Genomic DNA, 20,216 nt, shown 5'->3' with positions numbered 1-20,216 from the left:
GGGTTGCCGTCGAGCACCAGTTCGAGTCGGGGCGCGAGCCGCGCGAAGACCTGCTCAACGTTGTCGATGTCGACACGGATCGGCTTACGCTGCACCAAGGGAAGGGGGGCGGCGCCGCCAAACCGGCCGAATACCAGAATGCGAAACGGATCGGCATCGTCGCGTGGATGCGCCCCCGCCGATCTCGCGAAGCTGAAGTCAAACTGCAGGTGTGGCTGTTTCATTTCGGTCTCCGAATCATTGCCGGCCGTTCGCTTGAGTGCGCGCGGCCCAGGTCGCGTCAAAGAATGCCCACATCACATCGTTGGCCGCAATCGCTCCCGAAGGGGGCTCGTCACCGCGCGGCCTGGTCCCACCCGGCCATGAGTGCCCACCGGTCGCGGTGACGCAGAGTTGCACCGCCACCTGACCCCGGCATGACGAATACCTGTCACAATAGGCACCCGGCCTTTCAGGCACGCGCTGCGGTGTTGCAGCGCAGCCATTTTACTCAACCCACTTCGCAATAGTCGCCGGGACCGAAATGAAATCCGACACGTTGGACCTATCCCAGACCATCTTGCCGGCGCCGCCGCCGTAAAACACATGGTCGTCATTTCTGGCATGGATATGCAGAATCGAGACCGGCACCTTCGGCGCACAGTGCATCGTGTTGTCCGTTCCAGCCACCGCGGCGATCGCCTGGAATGTGTCGGCCATCTCGCATGCCAGGCGATAGGCCATCATGCCGCCGTTCGTCATCCCCGTTGCATAGATCCGGTTGCGGTCGATGTTGAGCTGAGCGGTCAGGTTGCCGATCATCGCCCTGACGAAACCGACGTCATCGACATTGCGGTCGCGCGCACCGGCACAGCAGCTCCCGGCATTCCAGGTAGCGAACTTGCCGGAACCAAGCCTGCTGAATCCATTCGGAAAGACCATGATGTAGCCGGTTGCCTCGGATTTTGAGATCAAACCGTAGTACTGGTCCTTTGCCATATGATTCATGTCGCCCCCACCGCCATGAAACGCCAGGACCATCGGCGCTGGGACTGTCGCACGGTAGATCCGCGGAACATGCACAAGATACCAGCGCGTCAGTCCGTCGTGCACGATGGCGAAGCGATAGTCACCCGGTTGGTCGATCCTTGAACCGGTAAGTGCAGGGGCAGCGGACACCGAGCGTTCCTGCCGCGCATTCATCCAACGCTGCTTGAGGCGCTCCCGCCAGGTCCCGCAGGCCGCGCCATCTTGCGCACAGACACCAGTCGGTAGTGAGACCAGGCCGCAACCCAGCAGCGCCATCGCAGCACCGGCCAGGATGGGCGCTCTCATATTACCTGAACCGCAGATTGTCGCGCGAGAGCTGGCTGATCGACGCACGCCCCATCAGCTTCATCCCGCGCTCGATCTCCGCGCGCAGCAGGCCCAGCGCCCGTTCGACACCCGCTTGGCCCGCCGCTGCCAGCGGGAATAGATAGAAGCGCCCGAGGCCCACCGCCTTCGCGCCGAGCGAAAGTGCCTTCAGGACATGCGTGCCGCGCTGGCACCCGCCATCCATCATCACGTCCACGCGCTCCCCCACGGCATCGACGACTTCCGCCAACTGATCGAACGCGCAGCGCGAGCCATCCAGCTGTCGACCACCGTGATTGGATAACACAATGCCGGTGCAGCCGATCTCCGCCGCGCGCTTCGCATCTCCCACCGACATGACACCCTTCAGACAGAACTGCCCGTTCCATTCCTGGACCATTTCCGCCACATCATCCCAATTCATGGCGGGGTCCAGCATCTCAGTGAAATAGCGTCCGATCGACATCGTGCCACCGTCCATGTGGACGTGCTGGTCCAATTGCGGCAGACTGAACCGTTCGTGGGTTACATAATTCAGGCCCCACATGGGCTTGAGCGCAAATTGCAGCATGCCGCCGAGCGTCAGCTTAAACGGAATCGCAAAGCCGGTACGCAGGTCCCGCTCGCGGTTACCGCCGGTGATGCTGTCGACGGTCAGCATCATGACCTCGACACCCGCCTCGCGCGCGCGGCTCATCATGGCGCGATTGAGCCCGCGGTCCTTATGAAAATAGAACTGATACATCTGCGGCGTCGAGTAGGCCTTACGCAACTCCTCCAGGCTGACGGTGCCGAGCGACGATACGCCGAACATGGTCCCGTACTGTGATGCGGCAGCCGCGACTGCGCGTTCCCCTTGATGGTGGAACAGGCGCTGCAGGGCCGTCGGCGAGCAATAGAAGGGCACCGCAAGCCGCTGCCCCATGACGGTCACGGACAGATCGACGTTCGCCACCCCACGCAGGACGTCGGGCACCAGGTCGCAGCGCTCAAAGCTCGCCGTGTTCCGGCGATAGGTCACCTCATCGTCCGCACCGCCGTCGATGTAGTCGAAGATCGGACCCGGCAGCCGGCGCCTGGCCAGTTCCCGGAAATCGTGGAAGTTATGACAGTTGCTTAAGCGCATAGCGCGAGAAAGACCTCTTTCCGGGTACTGTCGACCGCAATCTTTGTAGAATGGCTAGACGTCTCTTTGCCTGCCCACTCTACTCTTTTAACTCTTGCCAACCACTGAAATAATTACATTTCTTGGCTGGGATACTGCTGGTATCCTCCAAAACCTTAGCCTGAATCAGATTGCCAGAGGACGTCGTCATGATGGCATATTCCACTAACATTGAATTAGCCTTGAGCATACCTTTGTAGAAAATCTTCACCCGGGCTGTTTCCTTGTCTCCTTGCTTGCTGGGACTGACGGCAATTTCGGCTTTACCCTCCTTGACGGTGGGATGAGCACACTTAAGGGTATCCTCGACCGCAAACTTCAAATAGTCAAAGGCATAGGCATGGACGGGGAGGACAAGGAGGAACGCAAATAGGGTGTTTTTCATAGCTCAAGCTCTTAATGGTAGATGAATCATCACGCCTTTCCTTAAGCCCTTGATGAGACGAACAAGGTTACGAAATAGTGGGTCATGAACCTGCTCGCGCACCGCAGCCTGCCCGAGAGTACGCGTCCGTGGTACACCCGCCGGGTCGAGGAGTTCCTGAAGGGACTGCACACCGAATCCTTTTCGCGCCTCGCGGCTGAGCGGGTTAGCGGCTAACTCCGGGAGGTATCGCCCAGTTCGGCCACTATCTCAGTGCCAGTTTCGCCACATTGCCGATGCCCTGCAACCCCTTTTCGTTGATCTGGGTCCGGTCAACGCGGCCAATGAGGGGGGCTTTGATCGTCACTTCAGCCGACGGCGCCAGGGCGCAGAGCGCCCAACACATGCGTCACACCGCTGGAGCGGTGTCACGAGAGGTTGCGCGCCCGAGGTCAAGCCCGCAGCCTGGCGCTATGCAGCGCCGCTACCCGGCCAGAGATAGACATCCATCGCGAGCCCGCCATAGGTGAATCCGGGGGCGAAGCGTTGCGGTGCGCCCTGCCCGCCCGCGCCCAGGGCCACGAACAGCGGCAGCAGGTGCTCCTCCGTCGGGTGAGCGGCACCGCCGTGAGGCGCAGTGCGGCGGTAGTCGAGCAGGTCTTCATGCCCGGGGCCGGCAAGTTGCTCGGCGAGCCAATCGGCGAAGGCCTCCGCGGCGGGATACGGTTGCGTCGCACCGACCGTCAGCCAGCCGAAGTTGTGGGTCACCGCACCGGAGGCGAGGATCAGCACGCCCTCCTCCCGCAAAGGCTGCAACGCCTCACCCAAGCGCAGATGCCAGCCCGGACCGGCCTGGGGCTGGATCGCCAGTTGGGTGACCGGGATGTCCGCCGCCGGGTAGAGTAGGCGCAGCGGCGCCCAGGCGCCGTGGTCGAGGCCGCGGGTCGAGGCGGCGGACACCGGGATTCCCGCCGCCGTGAATAGTCCCTCCACGCGTTGCGCGAGCGCCGGAGCACCCGGTGCGTCATAACGCAGCGAGTACAGGGCGCGCGGAAAGCCGCCGAAGTCGTGAATGGTCTCGGGCGCCGTCGCCAGGCTCACCGTCGGGACGGCGCAGTCCCAGTGCGCGGAGACCGCGAGGATGGCACTCGGGCGCGGGAGCGAGGCCCCAAGCTCGGACCAGAGTTGCCCGGTGGTGCCTGGGTCGAGCAGGAGGTCGGGCGCGCCATGGGAAACAAAGAGGACTGGGTGGAGCGGTTTCATTGATGGGGTCTGTGGCTGGTTGGTCTGGGTACCAATCTGGGTCCGAGATCGAGCAAAAGACAGCTCCATATTATGGAAATCTCTGTTGTCTCTTACGCAACAGACTGGACGGTCGCGGGTCCGCGCAGCGGACCCTAGTGGCTTGGGCGCCATGACGACGACTGGGCGGCACGGCAGGTAGGCGTCCCGGTTACACTCTGCACCCTGGGTATCGCTGCGACCAGCCTGTGGCTCACGGCGCCGCGACCCTGAACATTCGACCTGAGCCCGCACAGCACGCGAACCGTAACGATCCGATGAACCATCCCCACCGACTTCTGTTGATCGCGCTCACCGCCTGGGTGCCAACGGCCACCGCGAACGAGACCGTGACGATCACGCTCGACCCGAACGCCAAGCCGCTCGCGACCTTTGTCCCCGCGGACACCTTCGGCGCCGGCATCGACGGCCACGAGGCAGGCGTCACCCGTCGACTGCTGCGCGGTGCCAATCTGGCCCGGATGAAGGACGTCGGTTTCGGACCCTTCAGTTATCGGTTGCGCACCGAACTCGCGGTGGAGTCCTGGCACTGGAACCCGGCCGGGCATTTCAGCGGCGCCGATGGCAAGTCGGGCTATTGGCTATCCGATACCACGCCGGGGCGGCCCATCGACATTTCCTACGGCTATCGCTTACCGCGGCGCGGCACCAGCGGTGACCAGGCCAACAATGACGGCTATTCACGCCTGGACGATGGCGACGCGGCGAGCTTCTGGAAGTCCAATCCCTATCTCGACCAGCACTTTACCCACGAGGACAACGCGCGCCACCCACAATGGGTGGTGGTCGACCTGAAAGAGCCGCTGCCGATCGATGCGGTGCGTATCCAATGGGGCCAACCGCACGCCCGCGCCTGGCGGATGGAATACTGTACCAATCTCCACGCCGATTACGTCGAGAATCGCATCTGCAACGCCTGGGCCGCCTTTCCACAAGGGGAGATCGCGGACGGCCAGGGCGGCACCGAGACCCGCCGACTGGCCGCCGAGCCGGTCAAGGCGCGTTTCGTCCGTCTGCTGCTGTTGCAGCACGCCGCCGACGCGGCGCCGGCGACCTCCGATATCCGCGACTCCATCGGCTACGCCATCCGGGAACTTGGCATTGGTACCATCGACGAGAAAGGCGTATTCCAGGACCGGATCACCCACGCCAAGGACGCGCGTCGGCAGACCGCGATGTTCGTCTCATCGACCGATCCCTGGCACACTGCGAAGGACCGTGACCCCGATACGGAACAACCGGGGCTCGACGCCTTCTATGGCAGCGGACTGTCCGACACCGGTGCGCCGCTCATCCCGGTGCCGCTGCTTTATGACACCCCCGAGAATGCGGGGGCGATGATCGCCTATCTCAAGCGCCAGGGGCATCCGGTCCTGCAGATAGAAATGGGCGAGGAGCCGGACGGGCAATACGCCACCCCGGAGGACTATGGCGCACTCTACCTACAGGTCGCCACCGTCCTGCACCAGATCGATCCGAAGCTACAGCTTGGCGGACCCGGCTTTCAGACCGCCATCGACGGCTATCGCTCCTGGCCGATCAATGATGAGAAGCGCCCCTGGATGACCCGTTTTATGGATTATCTGCGCTCGCGCGGACGCGAGGGCGACTTCAATTTTTTCACCTTTGAGTGGTATCCCTTCGACGACTGCTGCGGCGAGGCGTCGCTGCAATTGGCCATGCACCCGCGCATTCTCGGCTCGGTCCTTGAGGGCCTGCGCGCCGATGGGCTGCCCCGGACACTGCCCTGGATGATCACCGAATATGGCTACTCCGCCTTCGGCTGCCGGGCCGAGGTCGACATCGAAGGCGCCTTGTTGAATGCAGAGACGGTGGGTCTCGCCTTGCAGGAGGGCGCCGCGCGGGTCTATCTGTACGGGCTGGAGCCCGCGGAGATCATGGATGAGCTCAATTGTAACTCATGGGGGAACAATGCTTTGTTCTTGGCAGACGAGCAAATGAGCATCCGCTCCACCACCGCGACCTATCATGGAGCGCGACTGATCAATCAGGACTGGGTCGGCCCGCCCGACGCGCCCCACCAACTCCTGCCGGTCGCCATCGCTGGCGGCACGGTCTTTGGCCTGCCGCGCGTCAGCGCCTTTGCCCTGCGACTACCCGACGACACCTGGAGCCTCCTGGTCCTCAACAAGGACCCAACGAACGCCTATGACCTGGCAGTCGATTTCCTGGCACCAAAGGGCCCCACCCCGGCACCCGGGGCAGTGGCCCTGACTCAATTCTCTCGCGGCCAATATCAATGGCATCCGGCGGGCGAGCAGGGCGGCCCGGTCGTCAATCAGGGACCGGTGGCCCGCACCGCACCCGCGCTGCCGGTCACCATCCCGGCCTATTCATTGACCGTCGTGCGGCTGGGCGCTCTTGCACATTAGGCCGCTGGCCGATCGGCGCTCAGCCACCGGCGACCACCGTCCGGTTGCGCCCCGCCTCCTTGGCGACATAGAGCGCCCGATCGGCCGCCCCGAGCAGCCCCCCGCGCTCAGCGGCATGAACAGGCCACGCGGCGACCCCCGCCGAGAGAGTACTGCGCACCTCCCCCGCGTCGGTCTGAATGAGTAATTCGGCGAAGGCCTTGCGCCAGGATTCGGCGTGCGCACAACCGGACTGCAAATCCGCACCGGGCAGGACGACCGTGAACTCCTCCCCGCCAAAGCGGCAAGCAATGTCGTTGGCCCGAGTTGTGGCGGTCAGGATCTGCGCCAAGGCCGTCAAGACCTGATCACCAGCCTGGTGTCCCAGGGTGTCGTTGACCTCTTTGAACCGGTCGATATCGATCATGATCAGGCTCAAGGGTTGGTCGCGCCCCTGCGCCAATTCACGCTCCAGGACCAGCTCGAGATAGCGACGGTTATAGAGACCGGTCAGCGGGTCACGCCTGGCCTGCTCGCGCAGGTCCTCCTGCAGACTCTCGATCTGCCTGATCTGGGTGCGCAGGGCCTGGTTCGCCGCCTCCAGGTCCTCGCGTGTCCGCTCGACCTCGGTAATGTCCTCCGCCAGTGACAACACGGCGATGGGATCGCCATGACCATCACGCTGGGCGACGTTGCTCCAGCGACACAGAATGGTGCGGCCGTCGCGGGTCAGGTTCCGGTTGACACCGGCCACGATACCACCCGCCCACGCCTGTTCCATCACCTTGACGACATAGTCCAGGTCGGTCATCGGCACAAAGCGCTCCAGCCCCACCCCCAGCATTTCGATCCGCGGCCAGCCGAAAATGCGTTCCGCGGCACGATTCCAGTCGATGATACGATGATCACGATCAAACAGGATGAGTGCCAGGGGGGCGGTCTCATAGATGAGTTGATAGTGCTGCTGACTCGCCTTGAATGACCACTCGGTCTGGCGGCGGCGGTCCATTTCGAGCGATAGCCGACGGTTGATCCGCAGGATATAGACCGCGACCGCCCCGGTCACCAGCATCAAGAGTAGAAACCCGCCGCCCCACCAATAGACCCAGGGGGGGATGTGCAGGCGTTCGGGGTCATAAAGGAAGTCGGTGAGTGGAAAATCGGCCGGCAGCATTCCCTGCTCGGCATAGACGTCCGCGATATGACGCCAGCGTCCGGAATACATATAGCCGACGGCGATCAGCTCATTGCGCAGCAGCGGGCGCATCTGGTCGTATTCGTAGAGCAACTGCTCGCGGGTCTTGCGCTGGGACTAGCGCGTAATGATCAGGTCGGCGACCTCCTGCGGATGCGCCATGGCATAGACCCACCCACGCAGACTCGCCTCGCGGAAGGCCGCCACCAGCCCCGGGTTGGCGCGCAAATAGGACTGCGTGGTGAACAGGTTGTCGCCGTAGAAGTCGATCCCGCCGGAGCGCGGGGTGAAGAGCGAATAGTTGACCCCGGCCTGCGCGAACACGAAGGGCTCGTCGGTGATATAGACCGACTGGGCGTCGACCGTCCCGGCGGACAACTCAGCGGTCCCGAAGCTGTGGGCCACGAGGTTAAGACTGCCGCGGGGGATACCTTCGCGCTCCAGATAGGCAAACAACTCGGCCGAATTGTCCTCGATCATCAGGCGTCGGCCGACCACCTGGTGGATATTGCGGATGCCCGAGGCATCCAGTGCCAGCAACGCCAGCGGCGAGTGCTGAAAGATCACGCCCAAGACGACGACCGGCAGGCCGCGGGCGCGGTACAGCAGCAGGTCGGAGGTACCGACGCCAAACTCGGCCTGGCCATTGAGCACCGCCGCCACCGGGTCCTGCCCGGGGCGCGCCTCCAGAAAGCTGACCGCGAGGCCCGCCTCGCGATAAAAACCCTGCGCTTGCGCGGCATAGTATCCGGCGAATTGAAACTGATGGGTCCACTTGAGCTGCAGCCGCACCGGCTGCAACGCCTGGGCACCCCAGGCGCTCACCGCGCAACACAGCGACAACAGCAAAATAGTCAGACGCATTTTCGGAGACGTAGCCGAGCAGCCAATCCCTTCGAGGCCCCGGTGCCCCGACCATCCAGGCCGATCGACGGCGCCGGAGCCCACCTTACCGACGGCGCCGTTTTGGCGGGTAGAAGGGCGGCTCGCCCGGGGGACGGGTCTTGAAGCGGCGATGCACCCAAAAATATTGCTCCGGCATGATGCGGATGCGCGTCTCGATCACCCGGTTCATCAGGGCCGCATCGGCCGCCTGGTCCCCGGTGGGAAAGGGCTCCAGCGGCGGGGCGAAGGTGAGCTCCAGACCGCGACCCCAGGGCAGATAGCGGGCGAAGGTCGGGATCACCACGGCCCCGGCCATGGCGGCGAAGCGCCCGAGCATCGGGACGGTGGAGGCCGGCACACCGCAGAAGGGGACGAAGATACCACGGCGCCCGCCGTCCTGATCGGGCAGGTAAAAGAAGGGCGTGCCCCGACGCACCTCGCGGATCAGACCGCGCAGGTCGTCGCTGCGCTCGATGGAGACGCTCCCATACTGGCGGCGCGCCCGCATCACCTGCCGATCCACCACCGGGTCGCGGATCTTCTGGTACATATAGACCCCGGCGTGGACGAGCCCGGTGAAGGCCGCGCCGCCCAATTCCAGCCCGACAAAGTGCGGCACCAGGACGATCACCGGCCGGCCGGCGGCGATGCAGCTGTCGATGAATTCACGATTACGGATGCGCACCAGACGCTTGAGGCGCGCCCGCGAGGCCCCCCAGACCACGCTCTGAGTCAGCGAGGCGACCCCCAGCCAGCCGAAGTGGGCGCGCAGGATGCGCTCGCGCTGGGCCGGTGGGGTGTCGGGTAGACAGGCGCTCAGGTTGCGGCGGGCGACCTCACACCGGTCCGGCGCCAGGCGGTAACCGAGCCGCCCAAGCCCCTGGCCCAAGGCCCACAGCAACGGAAACGGGAGCCGACCCAAGGCATAGGCGATGCCCACGACGAACCAACTCGGCCAGTACCGGGGGTGCCAGAGGAGCGGCTGAGGGGGGGTGGAAGCCGGGCGGGGGGTGGACTCGGGAGTGGTCATCCTGGAAAGTGCCGTTGTCGCGCGAAGACGCGCAGTTTACGCGCCCATTTTACCCGCGATTCTCGTCCGTGTTCCGCGCGTCTTCGTCCACACTACGGACACTCACTCGAAGAGCGCCTCCGCAATCCGCACCACATAGGGCAGACCGGCGAGACGCTGCAGGATCTGCCGATGATCGGGCTGATGGGTGTTGCCCAGCACCAGAACCTGGTCGGACCCGCAGCCGATCCGCCCGCGACTGCCCGGTTGAAAGCGGGCGCTGGGGTCGATCGCCGCTACCTGCTCCCGCGGCCCCTGACCCCGTGGGATGCAGAACTCGTAGTCGAGGGCGCGCCGCCCGTCCGGCGGCCCTTGGAGCCCAGCGGCATCCAGACGGTTCAGGTCGAAGGCGATGACAGCAGGGGCACCCGCGGAGGCGCCGGCGGCGACCGTGGCACCCAGCAGCAGCGCAGCCGCGAGGACGCAGCCCGAGTGCATCCAATTATCTGCCACTTACGCTATTCTCCGGCCCAGAAAAAGCACCCTCGCCCCGCCTCCTTGGCGCGATACATCGCCGCGTCGGCGACACACAACAATTCCTCCACCGCACATTCGCCACGACCGATTGCAATACCGATCGAGGTTCCCAACCGGCACCATTGCCCAGAGATGAAAAACGGGGACTCAAAAACGCCGAGGCATTTCTTGGCCACCGCCTCCACCAAGCTGTCGGCGCGCTCTCCCAGGTCGGTCAACAGGATGACAAACTCATCCCCGCCCACCCGCGCCAAGGTGTCTTCGCAACGCAGCACGGAGCCCAAGCGAGCGGCCACCTCACAGAGGGCCGCGTCCCCAGCAATGTGCCCCCAGCGGTCGTTGATGGTCTTGAATCCGTCCAAATCGAGAAACAGGAGCGCGACTTGCTGTTCGCCGCGTCGTGCGCGCCCCAGCGCTTGCTGCATCCGGTCTGCCAGGAGCTGGCGGTTTGGCAAACCCGTCAGTCCATCGTGGTTTGCACTGTGCTCCAACTCCGCCCGGCTGGCCAACAGCCGGGCCAATACACCATTGAATGCCGCCGTCAGATGACCGACTTCATCCCGGCGTATCAAGGGCAGCGGTGCGAGTGGAATTTCGCCCCGCGTCATACGTTCGGCATGTTGGGCGGCGTGGCGCAGCGGGCGCAATTGGTAGCGCAGACCAAGGCCCATGATAAGCAGGAAAATGGGGACCAGGATGGCGGTGGCGATCAAGATGAAATTGCGCAAACGGGCGATCGGTGCAAACAACTCGCTGGTCATTATGCGGGCCACGACAAACCAGCCGCTGCTGGGCACCGAGGCGATGGCGGCCAATTCTTCGACACCCAGCGAGTTGATATCGATACCCACGCCACGAAACCCCTGCATCGCCCGATCGTGCTGCTGATGCACGCCGGCGGGCGGCGTCGGCTGGAGCGTGATGGCCAGATCAGTCGAGGAGCCGATGAACAAGCGATCACGCGGGGATACCAGCACCAGCCCACCGCTGGCACCGACGCGGGTGCTATAAAAATCTTTGATAAAATTCGCGGATTGCAGCGCGGACACCCCAACCAAAATGGCCTGGACGGCGCCGGCGCCGTCGCGCAACGGTGTGCCCATCGGCAGGACCGCGACTCTGGAGGCGCGCCCGAAGACGGGTCGGCCGATGGCGAAGCCGCCTTGTATGGCCTGTTGGAAATAGTCGCGATCGGCGAACGACATACCGACGCGCTCCGGCACCGACGGGTAGTCCGCCAGCACGACCCCGGCCCGATCAACGACCAGCAAGCCTCTGGAGAACAATGGATTGACCTCGTGGCGTTCGCCCAGCCAGGCCTGCAACCGTGCCGGCTCGTGAAGCAGCGGCAACTGGAATTGTTTGGCCACATGCTCCAGCATATCCCGGCGATCCACGATGTCCTGGTCGACGCCCCTGGCAACATAATTGGCGATTGTCACCAGTTGGGTGGCAGTCAGCGTGGTGAGGTCTTTACGCAGATAATTGCTGAGTATTAAAAACAGAGCGAGCGAGTTGAGCAGAATAACGGCCATGCCCAAGGCCATCACGCGGCTGGTAATGCCAGGCGAGCGGGACGGCAGCGCTTCATCCGCGGTAACCGTCGCGGTGGCCGCATCATTCACCGATTGGGTGGGCCGGTTGAGTATGGTCAAGTTCGTTTAGCCGTTGCGATGGCGGGTAGCGGATTCACATCGGCACCCCGGCCCCCGGGCCGGCGACGCGCGCCACTTCCTGTTGTACTTCAGGACTCATGTTGAATGGGGTGATGGTGATCGCAGGGTGGTTACGTGCGAACACGCGGAATATCTCATCCACGAATGAGCGTCCGACCGTGTCAACCCCCTCGAAATCCAGTATAACGCTTGTGAAACGCTCAATGCGATTCATGATGCGCTTCGCCTGAGAGCGAGAGACGAGTTGAACCCCCTCGTAGAGCGCTAAACGGACGGGGACGATGGTCTTTGAGAAGTCGAGTGTTTCGGCATCGGTGTATTCGTTGAATACCGAGTCTAGGGTGCGTTCAGTCGTTGGCGAAAGGAGCATGTTCACCGTGGTTCCACCGGCCTCATCTTTGAGATGAACAAGAAGATCTTTTTCGTACTTATCGTCGTGACTAAACGCCAAGTCGCCGGAGGCGATCTGGAAGAAATCGAAGGCCCTGGACGTAAAAAAGATCCCCTCACCCGTGTGGTTCGCGGGATCAGTCGTGAGCTTGCCTTTACTCAACTCCAGGATCGCTTCCCGCGGGTCGCCGAGGTCCATCAAGCGGGCGATGCGCCTGAAGATGCCCTCACCATCATCCCGAATATCCAGCATCAGCCATTCGTCGTCACGAAGTGCCGTGATCGCAACTTGGTTCCCACTAGAATGGTCGATGGCATTGTTCAGCATCTCAGTAAAACCGTAATGCCAGATGCCCTGGACGTTCTTCGCCAACCCGTCAACGATATAGGCGAAGTCGCTGGCGTACACGCGGTCCTCCGCGATGGCCCCCAGGGCGTAGACACCGGATTGTTGCCGTTTAGGACCGAGCCGATAGGTGCGACCGCGAGTCGTGCCAAGAGCCTCCAGGAAGCCCTCCCGGGTCAGGTGGGTGAAGTGTCGGTGGACGGCTTGGCGGGTGATTCCGAACTGCTCGCACGCTTCAGCGACGATATCCGCCCGCCCGGACCGCACGGCGTCGATCAGGTGGCGGCGAATGGCCTGGGATTTTTTTTTCGTCTTGGCGATGTCCACCGAAACCCTCCTTCACGTCACTTAGAAGGTTCGATTGTAAACTTATCAGACCCCGTTTGTAACGACTAGATATCTCCAGGGCCTTGGCGCAGACCCCAACACTGGCCCTAAACTGCCTGCTGATTCCGAAAGGTTGAGAATTGGGCGTCGATCTTCCATAAGGCATAAAATGGCCGATTGGCCTGCAGACCTGCCAACGCGGTCCTCAGCACCCACCGCCCTTCCGCACATTGTTCCACAGGAGCCCCCGAGATGTTGCAAGCCTATCTCCAACACGCGGCCGAGCGCACCGCGCTCGGCATCCCGCCGCTGCCGCTGAGCGCCTCGCAGACCGCCGATCTGATCGAACTGATCAAGGACCCTTCGGGCAGCGATGGCGCCTTCCTGATGGATCTCCTGACCCACCGGGTGCCCCCGGGCGTGGACGACGCGGCCAAGGTCAAGGCCAGCTTTCTGGCCGCGGTGGCGCACGGCGACGTGAAGGTCGACCTGATCGACAAGACCAAGGCCACCGAGCTCCTGGGCACCATGGTGGGCGGCTACAACGTACACCCGCTGATCGAGCTGCTGGACGACGCCGAGGTGGCCGCCGTCGCCGCCGAGGGTCTGAAGAAGACGCTCCTGATGTTCGACTTCTTCAACGACGTGGCGGACAAGGCCAAGGCCGGCAACGCCAAGGCCAAGGAAGTCATCCAGAGCTGGGCCGATGCCGAGTGGTTCACCAGCCGTCCGGAAGTGCCGAAGTCGATCACCGTCACCGTCTTCAAGGTGCCCGGCGAAACCAACACCGATGACCTGTCGCCCGCACCGGACGCCTGGAGCCGCCCGGACATCCCGCTGCACTATCTGGCGATGCTGAAGAACACCCGTGCCGACGCGGCCTTCAAGCCGGAGGAAGACGGCAAGCGCGGCCCCATCAAGTTCATCGAAGACCTGAAGGCCCTGGGCAACCTGGTCGCCTATGTCGGCGACGTGGTCGGCACCGGCTCCAGCCGTAAGAGCGCGACCAACAGCGTAGTCTGGGCGACCGGCCAGGACATCCCCTTTGTCCCGAACAAGCGCTTCGGCGGCGTGACCCTGGGCGGCAAGATCGCACCGATCTTCTTCAACACCCAGGAGGACTCGGGCTCACTGCCGATCGAGCTGGACGTGTCCGCGTTGGAGATGGGCGATGTCGTCCAAATCCTCCCCTACGACGGCCAGGTCGTGAAGAACGGCGTCACCGTCGCCGAGTTTGCACTCAAGAGCGACGTGATCCTGGACGAGGTGCGGGCCGGCGGGCGCATCAACCTGATCATCGGCCGCGGCCTGACCGCCCGGGCGCGCGAGTTCCTGGGGCTGCCCGCCGCCACCACCTTCCGTCTGCCCGCCATCCCGGCGGACACCGGCAAGGGCTTCACCCTGGCGCAGAAGATGGTCGGGCGCGCCTGCGGCCTGCCCGAGGGCAAGGGCGTGCGCCCCGGCACCTACTGCGAACCCAAGATGACCACCGTCGGCAGCCAGGACACGACCGGCCCGATGACCCGCGACGAGCTGAAGGACCTGGCCTGCCTGGGCTTCAGCGCCGATCTGGTGATGCAGTCCTTCTGCCACACCGCTGCCTACCCCAAGCCGGTCGACGTGAAGACCCACCGCGAGTTGCCGGCCTTCATGAGCAACCGCGGCGGCGTGGCCCTGCGCCCCGGCGACGGCGTCATCCACTCCTGGCTCAACCGCCTGCTGCTGCCCGACACCGTCGGCACCGGCGGCGACAGCCACACCCGCTTCCCGATCGGCATCAGCTTCCCGGCCGGCTCCGGCCTGGTCGCCTTCGGTGCGGCCACCGGCGTCATGCCGCTGGACATGCCCGAGTCCGTCCTGGTCCGCTTCAAGGGCAAGATGCAGCCGGGCGTCACGCTGCGTGACCTGGTCCACGCCATCCCGATGTATGCCATCAAGGCGGGGCTCTTGACGGTCGCCAAGGCCGGCAAGGTCAACGCCTTCTCCGGGCGCATCCTGGAGATCGAGGGCCTGCCGGATCTGAAGGTCGAACAGGCCTTTGAGCTCTCCGACGCCAGCGCGGAGCGCTCGGCCGCCGGCTGCACCATCAAGCTGAACCCTGAGCCAATCAAGGAGTACCTCACCAGCAACATCGTGCTGATGAAGAACATGATCGCCGACGGCTACCAGGACAAGCGCACCCTGGAGCGCCGCATCAAGGCGGTGGAGGCCTGGCTGGCCAACCCCAGCCTGCTCGTCGCCGACAAGGACGCCGAGTACGCGGCCGTCATCGAGATCGATCTCAATGAGTTGAAGGAGCCCATCCTCTGCTGCCCGAACGACCCGGATGACGCCAGGCCCCTGTCCGCCGTTGCCGGAACCAAGATCGACGAGGTCTTCATCGGCTCCTGCATGACCAACATCGGCCACTTCCGCGCCGCCGCCAAGCTGCTCGATGGCAAGCGCGACCTGCCCACCAAGCTGTGGGTGACGCCGCCGACCAAGATGGACCAAACCCAGTTGGTGAAGGAAGGCCACTACTTCACCTTCGGCGTGGCCGGTGCGCGCACCGAGATGCCCGGCTGCAGCCTGTGCATGGGCAACCAGGCGCAGGTGCGCGAAGGCGCCACCGTGGTCTCCACCAGCACCCGCAACTTCCCCAACCGTCTGGGCAAGAACACCAACGTGTATCTCGCCTCCGCCGAACTGGCGGCGATTGCGTCCAAGCTGGGGCGGATTCCGACGCTCGCCGAGTATCAGGCCGAGATGGGCATCATCGATTCGGACAAGGCGAGCGTGTATCGGTATCTGAACTTTGATCAGATCGAGGAGTATGCGGAGACGGCGAAGGGCGTGGCGTAAAGCAAAACGGCCCGCCGGGGGAGCGCCCGCTGGGCGCTCCCCCGGCCGGCCGTTTTGCTTTTGTGAAACACCTTCTCGTGACACCGCTGCGAGATTCTTCTCGTGACACCGCTGCGCGGTGTCACGCCTGTATCCTGGCGCTGTGCGCCGAACACACTTGGTCCAGCAGATTTCCCGCTCCTTACCTTCGACCCTCGGATCTATGACCAAGCCGCCCACGGTGCGGTTCGTTCCTCAACGTACCCTACATCCCGGCCCCAATGCCGACTTGGACGCTCGCCCTGCCCAACGCCTTCGGAGTATCACCGCCCAACTCTGCCCAGTGCGCATAGACCGCTGGCGGGCGCCTCGGCCAGCCGCGAATCGCCGGAGCTGCAAACCTAATTTGCCAGCCGATTTCACGAAACGAGTCCCAAGAGAACTGCGTTTTTCGTTGTAGCTTGACGGGTCGTTGGAAATGTTCTAAGTTCGGTAGCAACTGCGCCGGGCTAGGCGTTTGCTCGCTGGCTACACATCGGGCAGCCGACATCGGTGTCTACCTATAACAATTGAAGGGCACACAATGACGAGCGCTTTCCTAAGCCATTCGAGCGTCGACAAACCGTTCGCCAGACGATTGACTGCCGACCTACGAGAGAATTGCATTCAAGTTTGGCTCGATGAAGAGCAAATCAGACCCGGACAGTCGATTGTCGGCCGGATAAATGACGGATTAGCTAACAACGAATTCGTTATGTTGGCCATATCGAATAGTTTTCTCGCATCCGAGTGGGCCACTTGGGAAACAAACACATCTGTCACAGCCGCAGTGAACAAGAAGTCGGCGTCCGTAATTCCGCTTCTCATTGACGACGTATGGGATTCGGCTCCGCCGCTCCTTGCCGACAAACTATATGTCGATTTCCGCAAGCACGGAAATGTCGCCGAATACCGCCACGCCCTTGGACAACTGACAGCAACTCTGACCGGGAGTTCGACTGCACCAAAGCTTAAGACACCCAATCCTACAATAATGGTTACTGGCGGTCGCGATCCACAATACAATGCAATTGCATTTGACGCTGCTTACGAGTTCGGAAAACTGATCGGCGCACATCGGTACCTCGCAATGTCCGGCACGGCACTTGGGGTAGACGAACATTTTGCTCGTGGCGTAACTGAATCCATTTCACAGCAATCCAAAAACCCACACGATTTTCTCACATGCTACTACGGCCGAGGGCGTTCAGCGCATCATAATTTCGGCACTCAACTTGAATCAGCCTACGCGAAACGAGAAGAAGGGATTCCCGAATTGATCACGGATTCAGATATCGTCGTTCTCTGTGGAGGCAGCAAGAATACTCAGTACGCAGGCGTCCTGGCTTTGCTTGAAAACAAGGTAGTACTACCAATGGCAGCCACTTCCGGAGCAGCCAAAGATGTTCACAGCATTATTCGAGCCCGTTTCGCAAGCACATTCGGAAACACCCTTCAAAAGCCTCCATTCCTGGCGCTTGCCAACACCAATGGTACACCTGCTGACATAGCACAAAGATGTTTCGATCTACTCCATAAGTTCATTTCTTAGGATGGAATTTCACCGGTAGGGTGAATTTACGGGGAAAAGCGGCCAAGCTCAATTTCTTTTTTTCTCGTTCCCACGCTCCAGCGGCCCGTGGCGCCACGCGACGCTGGAGCGTCGGGCCTTGCTCCCACGCTGGAGCGTGGGAGCCAGAGCGCGTCTCATCATCATAACCGTTTATGCCTTATGAGGTAAATGCCATGCAGTGCGAGCGTTGTCATGGGCTGACCAAGCTGAAAGCCGTAAAGCGCCAGCATTGGTTAAACGGCAAGCTGTACATCGTAGAGAACGTGCAAGCAGAAGTATGCACCGACTGTGGCGAAAGATATTTTCATGCCAAGACGCTTGACGCAATCGATGAACTTCTGTCACGGCAACACCTTGTTGAGAAACTGCTCGACGTCGAAGTCGTTCGTTTTGACCAAGAGGCCGCCTAGTGCCATTCGGGATACAGAGGATTCTCTAAAATGAGCGCCGAATCAGTGACCTTGGACCAAATAGCGCAAAAGGGCCAGGCTCGAATGGCACTGACTTAAGCCGCAAGCATCGCATAAACAATCGGTTGCAATGCGCCGAAGCGAGCGAAAAATCGTTGCGGACCAGGCAGCTCATAGGGCCCGCTACGCGGACCAACGACCTCGCGGCTAGCGCGGTAGCCGGGATGATAACCAAGGCCGGCAGATGTGATTTGGCCTTATTGGAGGGTTAGCAGTGGCAAAGAAATGGAAGCTTAGTAAAGATCCTCTTTATCGTGGAGATCGCGTAAATGGAGTGGCACCACCCACGCATGGCGCAAATCCCTCGCTCGTTCGCCATATTCTTTACCTTGAGGGGCATGGCCGAGAAACCCCCTATTTGTCGTGTACAGAGTCAAATGACATCGCGGCAATCTTTTCCGGAAAGAACGGGAAAGTATATCAAACGTCGGTTTCGACCTGGAAACCAAATGGTGTCAGCCATCGGAGCAGGAAGGAATTGCTCGCTCTCCTGAAGGGGAAGGGCAATGGAAAGGCGGAATGGTCCAGCGCTTTTGAAGTTATGCGAGCCAACCAGTACGTCGAAGAACACCAGGAACATCTAGCAGATTTTGCTGATCTCCCGGACCAGCCGGCAGTCGACCAGGCAACAAAGACTATTTTTGGCATAACCACATGAAAATGCATCGCTTAGCATCATGTGAAAACTGCTGGTTCAACGGCCTACAGAATGGATCTATAGGCTTGGCCTTCGGGTACTGCGTTGAACACAGAGTGGTTCTTAGAGATTCCAGTGCTACTACATGCGGCAGGCATTTCCGTAAGGATCTTCCTTTACCAACCAGTGAACAATTTCAAGTTTCACACCTTCGCGAATACCCAAGTACAAACGCAGTTCTTGAAATGGCAACTGGCGAAATCGCTAATGCAGCATTTATTTCAGAGGATCAAAGAATACTTAGGACCGATACTGCCGGAGAAGCTGTTGTTGATTACGGAGTTGACGATACAAAAATCTCAACGCTGTCAGCATTAAAACGATGCCCAAGCATGCGTCTCGAATTCGCATTACTTAATTTGGGCAGGTCTTACACGCATCGATGTATCCAGCGTGGCGGGACATGGACAAGCGGACTGAATATCCTGTGGTGGATAAAGAGGCGTCTCGCTGAGGTACCACAGATAGCAGCAAGTGACATCCGGTATTCAACAACATCTAGTTCGCACAGGCAACAGGATATAGCTCAATGGTCATTAATTATGGCTCGCCTGCTGTTTATTTCTGATGTTGGCTATAACGCAGGCGAAAGCGATCCCGCGGTGAATACTCTCAAGGACATTGCGGAGGAGGCGGCCGCTGAGACGGGCAAAATTAGTACACAGAAGCTGGTCAGGTGGATAAAGCAGGTTGGCCTCAGGAAGGTCGATGCTTCTTTACCGACCGAACGCTATCGTCAACTAATGGTGCCGTTGCTAGACCGCAACGAAGACCCATAACGAGAAAAGGGAAGAAGGGGTCAGAACGCTTTTCTCTTTCTCTCGTTCCCACGCTCCAGCGTGGGAATGCCGTCGGGCCGCTCCAGCGGCCCGTGGCGCCACGCGAGGCTGGAGCGTCGCGCCTTGCTCCCACGCTGTAGCGTGGGAGCCAGAGCGAAAAGGGATACATTCGAGGCGAATGGTTCGATCAAAGGTAAGGCTGTCCATTTCGATGATCGCTTCCTGCACGTCGAGTTGGAGGATGGCAGAATGATCTCAACCCCGATGGAATGGTATGCTGATCTCGCGCCGGCGGCCCTGCGTGAACTTAAGAACTTAACCTTCATCTGTCATGGCACCGGCATCGAGTAGCCCGATATAGACTATCATTTGAGTATTGAAAGCATGCTGGCCTTCCATTCCGAAAGGCGAGCCGCGTAAGAATCGACGCATCAGAGGTCCTATGCTAAACCGTATCCGCACCTTTTTCGATCAATACCTGGTCGCGGACTCTGCCGCGACCAGGGACCCGGCCCAGGCCGCACGCTGCGCCGCCGCTGCGCTACTCCTGGAGATGGCGCACATGGACGCGGCCATCACGCCTGAGGAACAAGTGGCGATCTTCGATACCGTACGCGAATCCTTCGGGCTCTCGCCCGAACAGGCGCACGAGCTGATCGCCTGCGCCGACGAAGAACGGGAGCAGGCGACCGATTACCACCAGTTCACCTCGCTCATCAACGCCCATTTCGACCAAGCACAACGGGCGGCCTTGGTCGAACAATTGTGGCGGGTCGCCTACACCAATCTGGTGCTGTGTAAGCACGAGGAGTATCTGGTGCGCAAGGTGGCGAACCTGCTTCATGTGCCGCACCAGACCTTCATTGCGGCCAAGCATCGCGTCAGCGACGGCATACTGGGCTAAACGGCATATCGAAGTCCGGGAACGGCATGCC

Annotated in this window: 20 protein-coding genes; 9 read left to right on the top strand and 11 right to left on the bottom strand. The window is 61.5% G+C overall.

The features are described 5' to 3' along the window. From QZY44_RS32560 to QZY44_RS32545, 4 genes are all read right to left on the bottom strand, one after another. Positions 1 to 224: type VI secretion system contractile sheath small subunit (locus tag QZY44_RS32560; RefSeq protein WP_295457481.1), on the bottom strand; the 224-nt coding region annotated here is incomplete at its 3' end. 262 nt (positions 225 to 486) lie between these two features. After that, positions 487 to 1,284: a PHB depolymerase family esterase gene (locus QZY44_RS32555; protein ID WP_295457477.1), complete on the bottom strand. Its 798-nt coding sequence runs from the start codon at positions 1,282 to 1,284 to the stop codon at positions 487 to 489. A 31-nt stretch (positions 1,285 to 1,315) separates the two neighbouring features. Further along, positions 1,316 to 2,461, bottom strand: a complete 1,146-nt coding sequence (locus QZY44_RS32550) for an alpha-hydroxy acid oxidase (RefSeq protein WP_295457474.1) — start codon at positions 2,459 to 2,461, stop codon at positions 1,316 to 1,318. A 79-nt stretch (positions 2,462 to 2,540) separates the two neighbouring features. Further along, complete coding sequence (locus QZY44_RS32545) at positions 2,541 to 2,885, bottom strand: hypothetical protein (RefSeq protein WP_295457471.1); 345 nt, start codon at positions 2,883 to 2,885, stop codon at positions 2,541 to 2,543. Between the two features lie 84 nt (positions 2,886 to 2,969). Between QZY44_RS32545 and QZY44_RS32540 the strand changes: the two genes are divergently transcribed. Beyond that, the gene (locus QZY44_RS32540; protein WP_295457469.1) at positions 2,970 to 3,101 is read left to right on the top strand and encodes a hypothetical protein; all 132 of its coding nucleotides are present in this window, start codon (positions 2,970 to 2,972) and stop codon (positions 3,099 to 3,101) included. A 234-nt stretch (positions 3,102 to 3,335) separates the two neighbouring features. On the opposite strand, the gene QZY44_RS32535 is transcribed toward QZY44_RS32540, so the two are convergent. Next, positions 3,336 to 4,127, bottom strand: a complete 792-nt coding sequence (locus QZY44_RS32535) for a class III extradiol ring-cleavage dioxygenase (protein ID WP_295457465.1) — start codon at positions 4,125 to 4,127, stop codon at positions 3,336 to 3,338. 296 nt (positions 4,128 to 4,423) lie between these two features. On the opposite strand from QZY44_RS32535, the gene QZY44_RS32530 reads away from it, so the two are divergent. Then, positions 4,424 to 6,559 carry a discoidin domain-containing protein gene (locus tag QZY44_RS32530; RefSeq protein ID WP_295457463.1) on the top strand — a complete coding sequence of 712 codons (2,136 nt, stop codon included), beginning with the start codon at positions 4,424 to 4,426 and terminating at the stop codon, positions 6,557 to 6,559. A gap of 19 nt (positions 6,560 to 6,578) precedes the next feature. On the opposite strand, the gene QZY44_RS32525 is transcribed toward QZY44_RS32530, so the two are convergent. The 6 genes from QZY44_RS32525 to QZY44_RS32500 all read right to left on the bottom strand — a co-directional run bounded on the left by QZY44_RS32525 (position 6,579) and on the right by QZY44_RS32500 (position 12,903). Beyond that, complete coding sequence (locus QZY44_RS32525; protein WP_295457460.1) at positions 6,579 to 7,826, bottom strand: sensor domain-containing diguanylate cyclase; 1,248 nt, start codon at positions 7,824 to 7,826, stop codon at positions 6,579 to 6,581. A gap of 24 nt (positions 7,827 to 7,850) precedes the next feature. Further along, positions 7,851 to 8,597 carry an ABC transporter substrate-binding protein gene (locus QZY44_RS32520; protein ID WP_295457457.1) on the bottom strand — a complete coding sequence of 249 codons (747 nt, stop codon included), beginning with the start codon at positions 8,595 to 8,597 and terminating at the stop codon, positions 7,851 to 7,853. An 85-nt stretch (positions 8,598 to 8,682) separates the two neighbouring features. After that, positions 8,683 to 9,648, bottom strand: a complete 966-nt coding sequence (locus QZY44_RS32515) for a lipid A biosynthesis acyltransferase (RefSeq protein ID WP_295457454.1) — start codon at positions 9,646 to 9,648, stop codon at positions 8,683 to 8,685. A 102-nt stretch (positions 9,649 to 9,750) separates the two neighbouring features. Beyond that, on the bottom strand, positions 9,751 to 10,140 hold the full coding sequence (locus QZY44_RS32510; RefSeq protein WP_295457451.1) for a hypothetical protein: 390 nt from the start codon (positions 10,138 to 10,140) through the stop codon (positions 9,751 to 9,753). Positions 10,141 to 10,145: 5 nt separating this feature from the next. Then, positions 10,146 to 11,819: a diguanylate cyclase gene (locus QZY44_RS32505; RefSeq protein ID WP_295457448.1), complete on the bottom strand. Its 1,674-nt coding sequence runs from the start codon at positions 11,817 to 11,819 to the stop codon at positions 10,146 to 10,148. Between the two features lie 34 nt (positions 11,820 to 11,853). Beyond that, positions 11,854 to 12,903 carry a DUF4325 domain-containing protein gene (locus QZY44_RS32500; protein WP_295457444.1) on the bottom strand — a complete coding sequence of 350 codons (1,050 nt, stop codon included), beginning with the start codon at positions 12,901 to 12,903 and terminating at the stop codon, positions 11,854 to 11,856. Between the two features lie 252 nt (positions 12,904 to 13,155). Here QZY44_RS32500 and acnB point away from each other — a divergent pair, with 252 nt between their 5' ends. From acnB to QZY44_RS32470, 7 genes are all read left to right on the top strand, one after another. Continuing rightward, complete coding sequence (gene acnB, locus QZY44_RS32495; protein WP_295457442.1) at positions 13,156 to 15,744, top strand: bifunctional aconitate hydratase 2/2-methylisocitrate dehydratase; 2,589 nt, start codon at positions 13,156 to 13,158, stop codon at positions 15,742 to 15,744. 562 nt (positions 15,745 to 16,306) lie between these two features. Beyond that, on the top strand, positions 16,307 to 17,314 hold the full coding sequence (locus QZY44_RS32490; RefSeq protein WP_295457439.1) for a toll/interleukin-1 receptor domain-containing protein: 1,008 nt from the start codon (positions 16,307 to 16,309) through the stop codon (positions 17,312 to 17,314). 194 nt (positions 17,315 to 17,508) lie between these two features. After that, positions 17,509 to 17,745 (top strand): YgiT-type zinc finger protein, encoded by a 237-nt coding sequence (locus QZY44_RS32485; protein WP_295457436.1) that lies wholly within the window; start codon positions 17,509 to 17,511, stop codon positions 17,743 to 17,745. A gap of 274 nt (positions 17,746 to 18,019) precedes the next feature. Next, on the top strand, positions 18,020 to 18,463 hold the full coding sequence (locus QZY44_RS32480; protein WP_295457433.1) for a hypothetical protein: 444 nt from the start codon (positions 18,020 to 18,022) through the stop codon (positions 18,461 to 18,463). A 224-nt stretch (positions 18,464 to 18,687) separates the two neighbouring features. Beyond that, positions 18,688 to 19,281: a hypothetical protein gene (locus QZY44_RS32475; RefSeq protein WP_295457430.1), complete on the top strand. Its 594-nt coding sequence runs from the start codon at positions 18,688 to 18,690 to the stop codon at positions 19,279 to 19,281. Between the two features lie 66 nt (positions 19,282 to 19,347). After that, the gene (locus tag QZY44_RS36055; protein WP_365305754.1) at positions 19,348 to 19,632 is read left to right on the top strand and encodes a DUF2442 domain-containing protein; all 285 of its coding nucleotides are present in this window, start codon (positions 19,348 to 19,350) and stop codon (positions 19,630 to 19,632) included. A gap of 91 nt (positions 19,633 to 19,723) precedes the next feature. Continuing rightward, positions 19,724 to 20,185 (top strand): TerB family tellurite resistance protein, encoded by a 462-nt coding sequence (locus QZY44_RS32470; protein WP_295457428.1) that lies wholly within the window; start codon positions 19,724 to 19,726, stop codon positions 20,183 to 20,185. The last annotated feature ends 31 nt before the right edge of the window (positions 20,186 to 20,216 follow it).

It is taken from the genome of uncultured Thiodictyon sp. (genome assembly GCA_903837595.1).
Lineage (GTDB): Bacteria > Pseudomonadota > Gammaproteobacteria > Chromatiales > Chromatiaceae > Thiodictyon.
The sequence above is the reverse complement of the archived record's forward strand: the minus strand, read 5'-3'. Positions and strand labels throughout refer to the sequence as shown.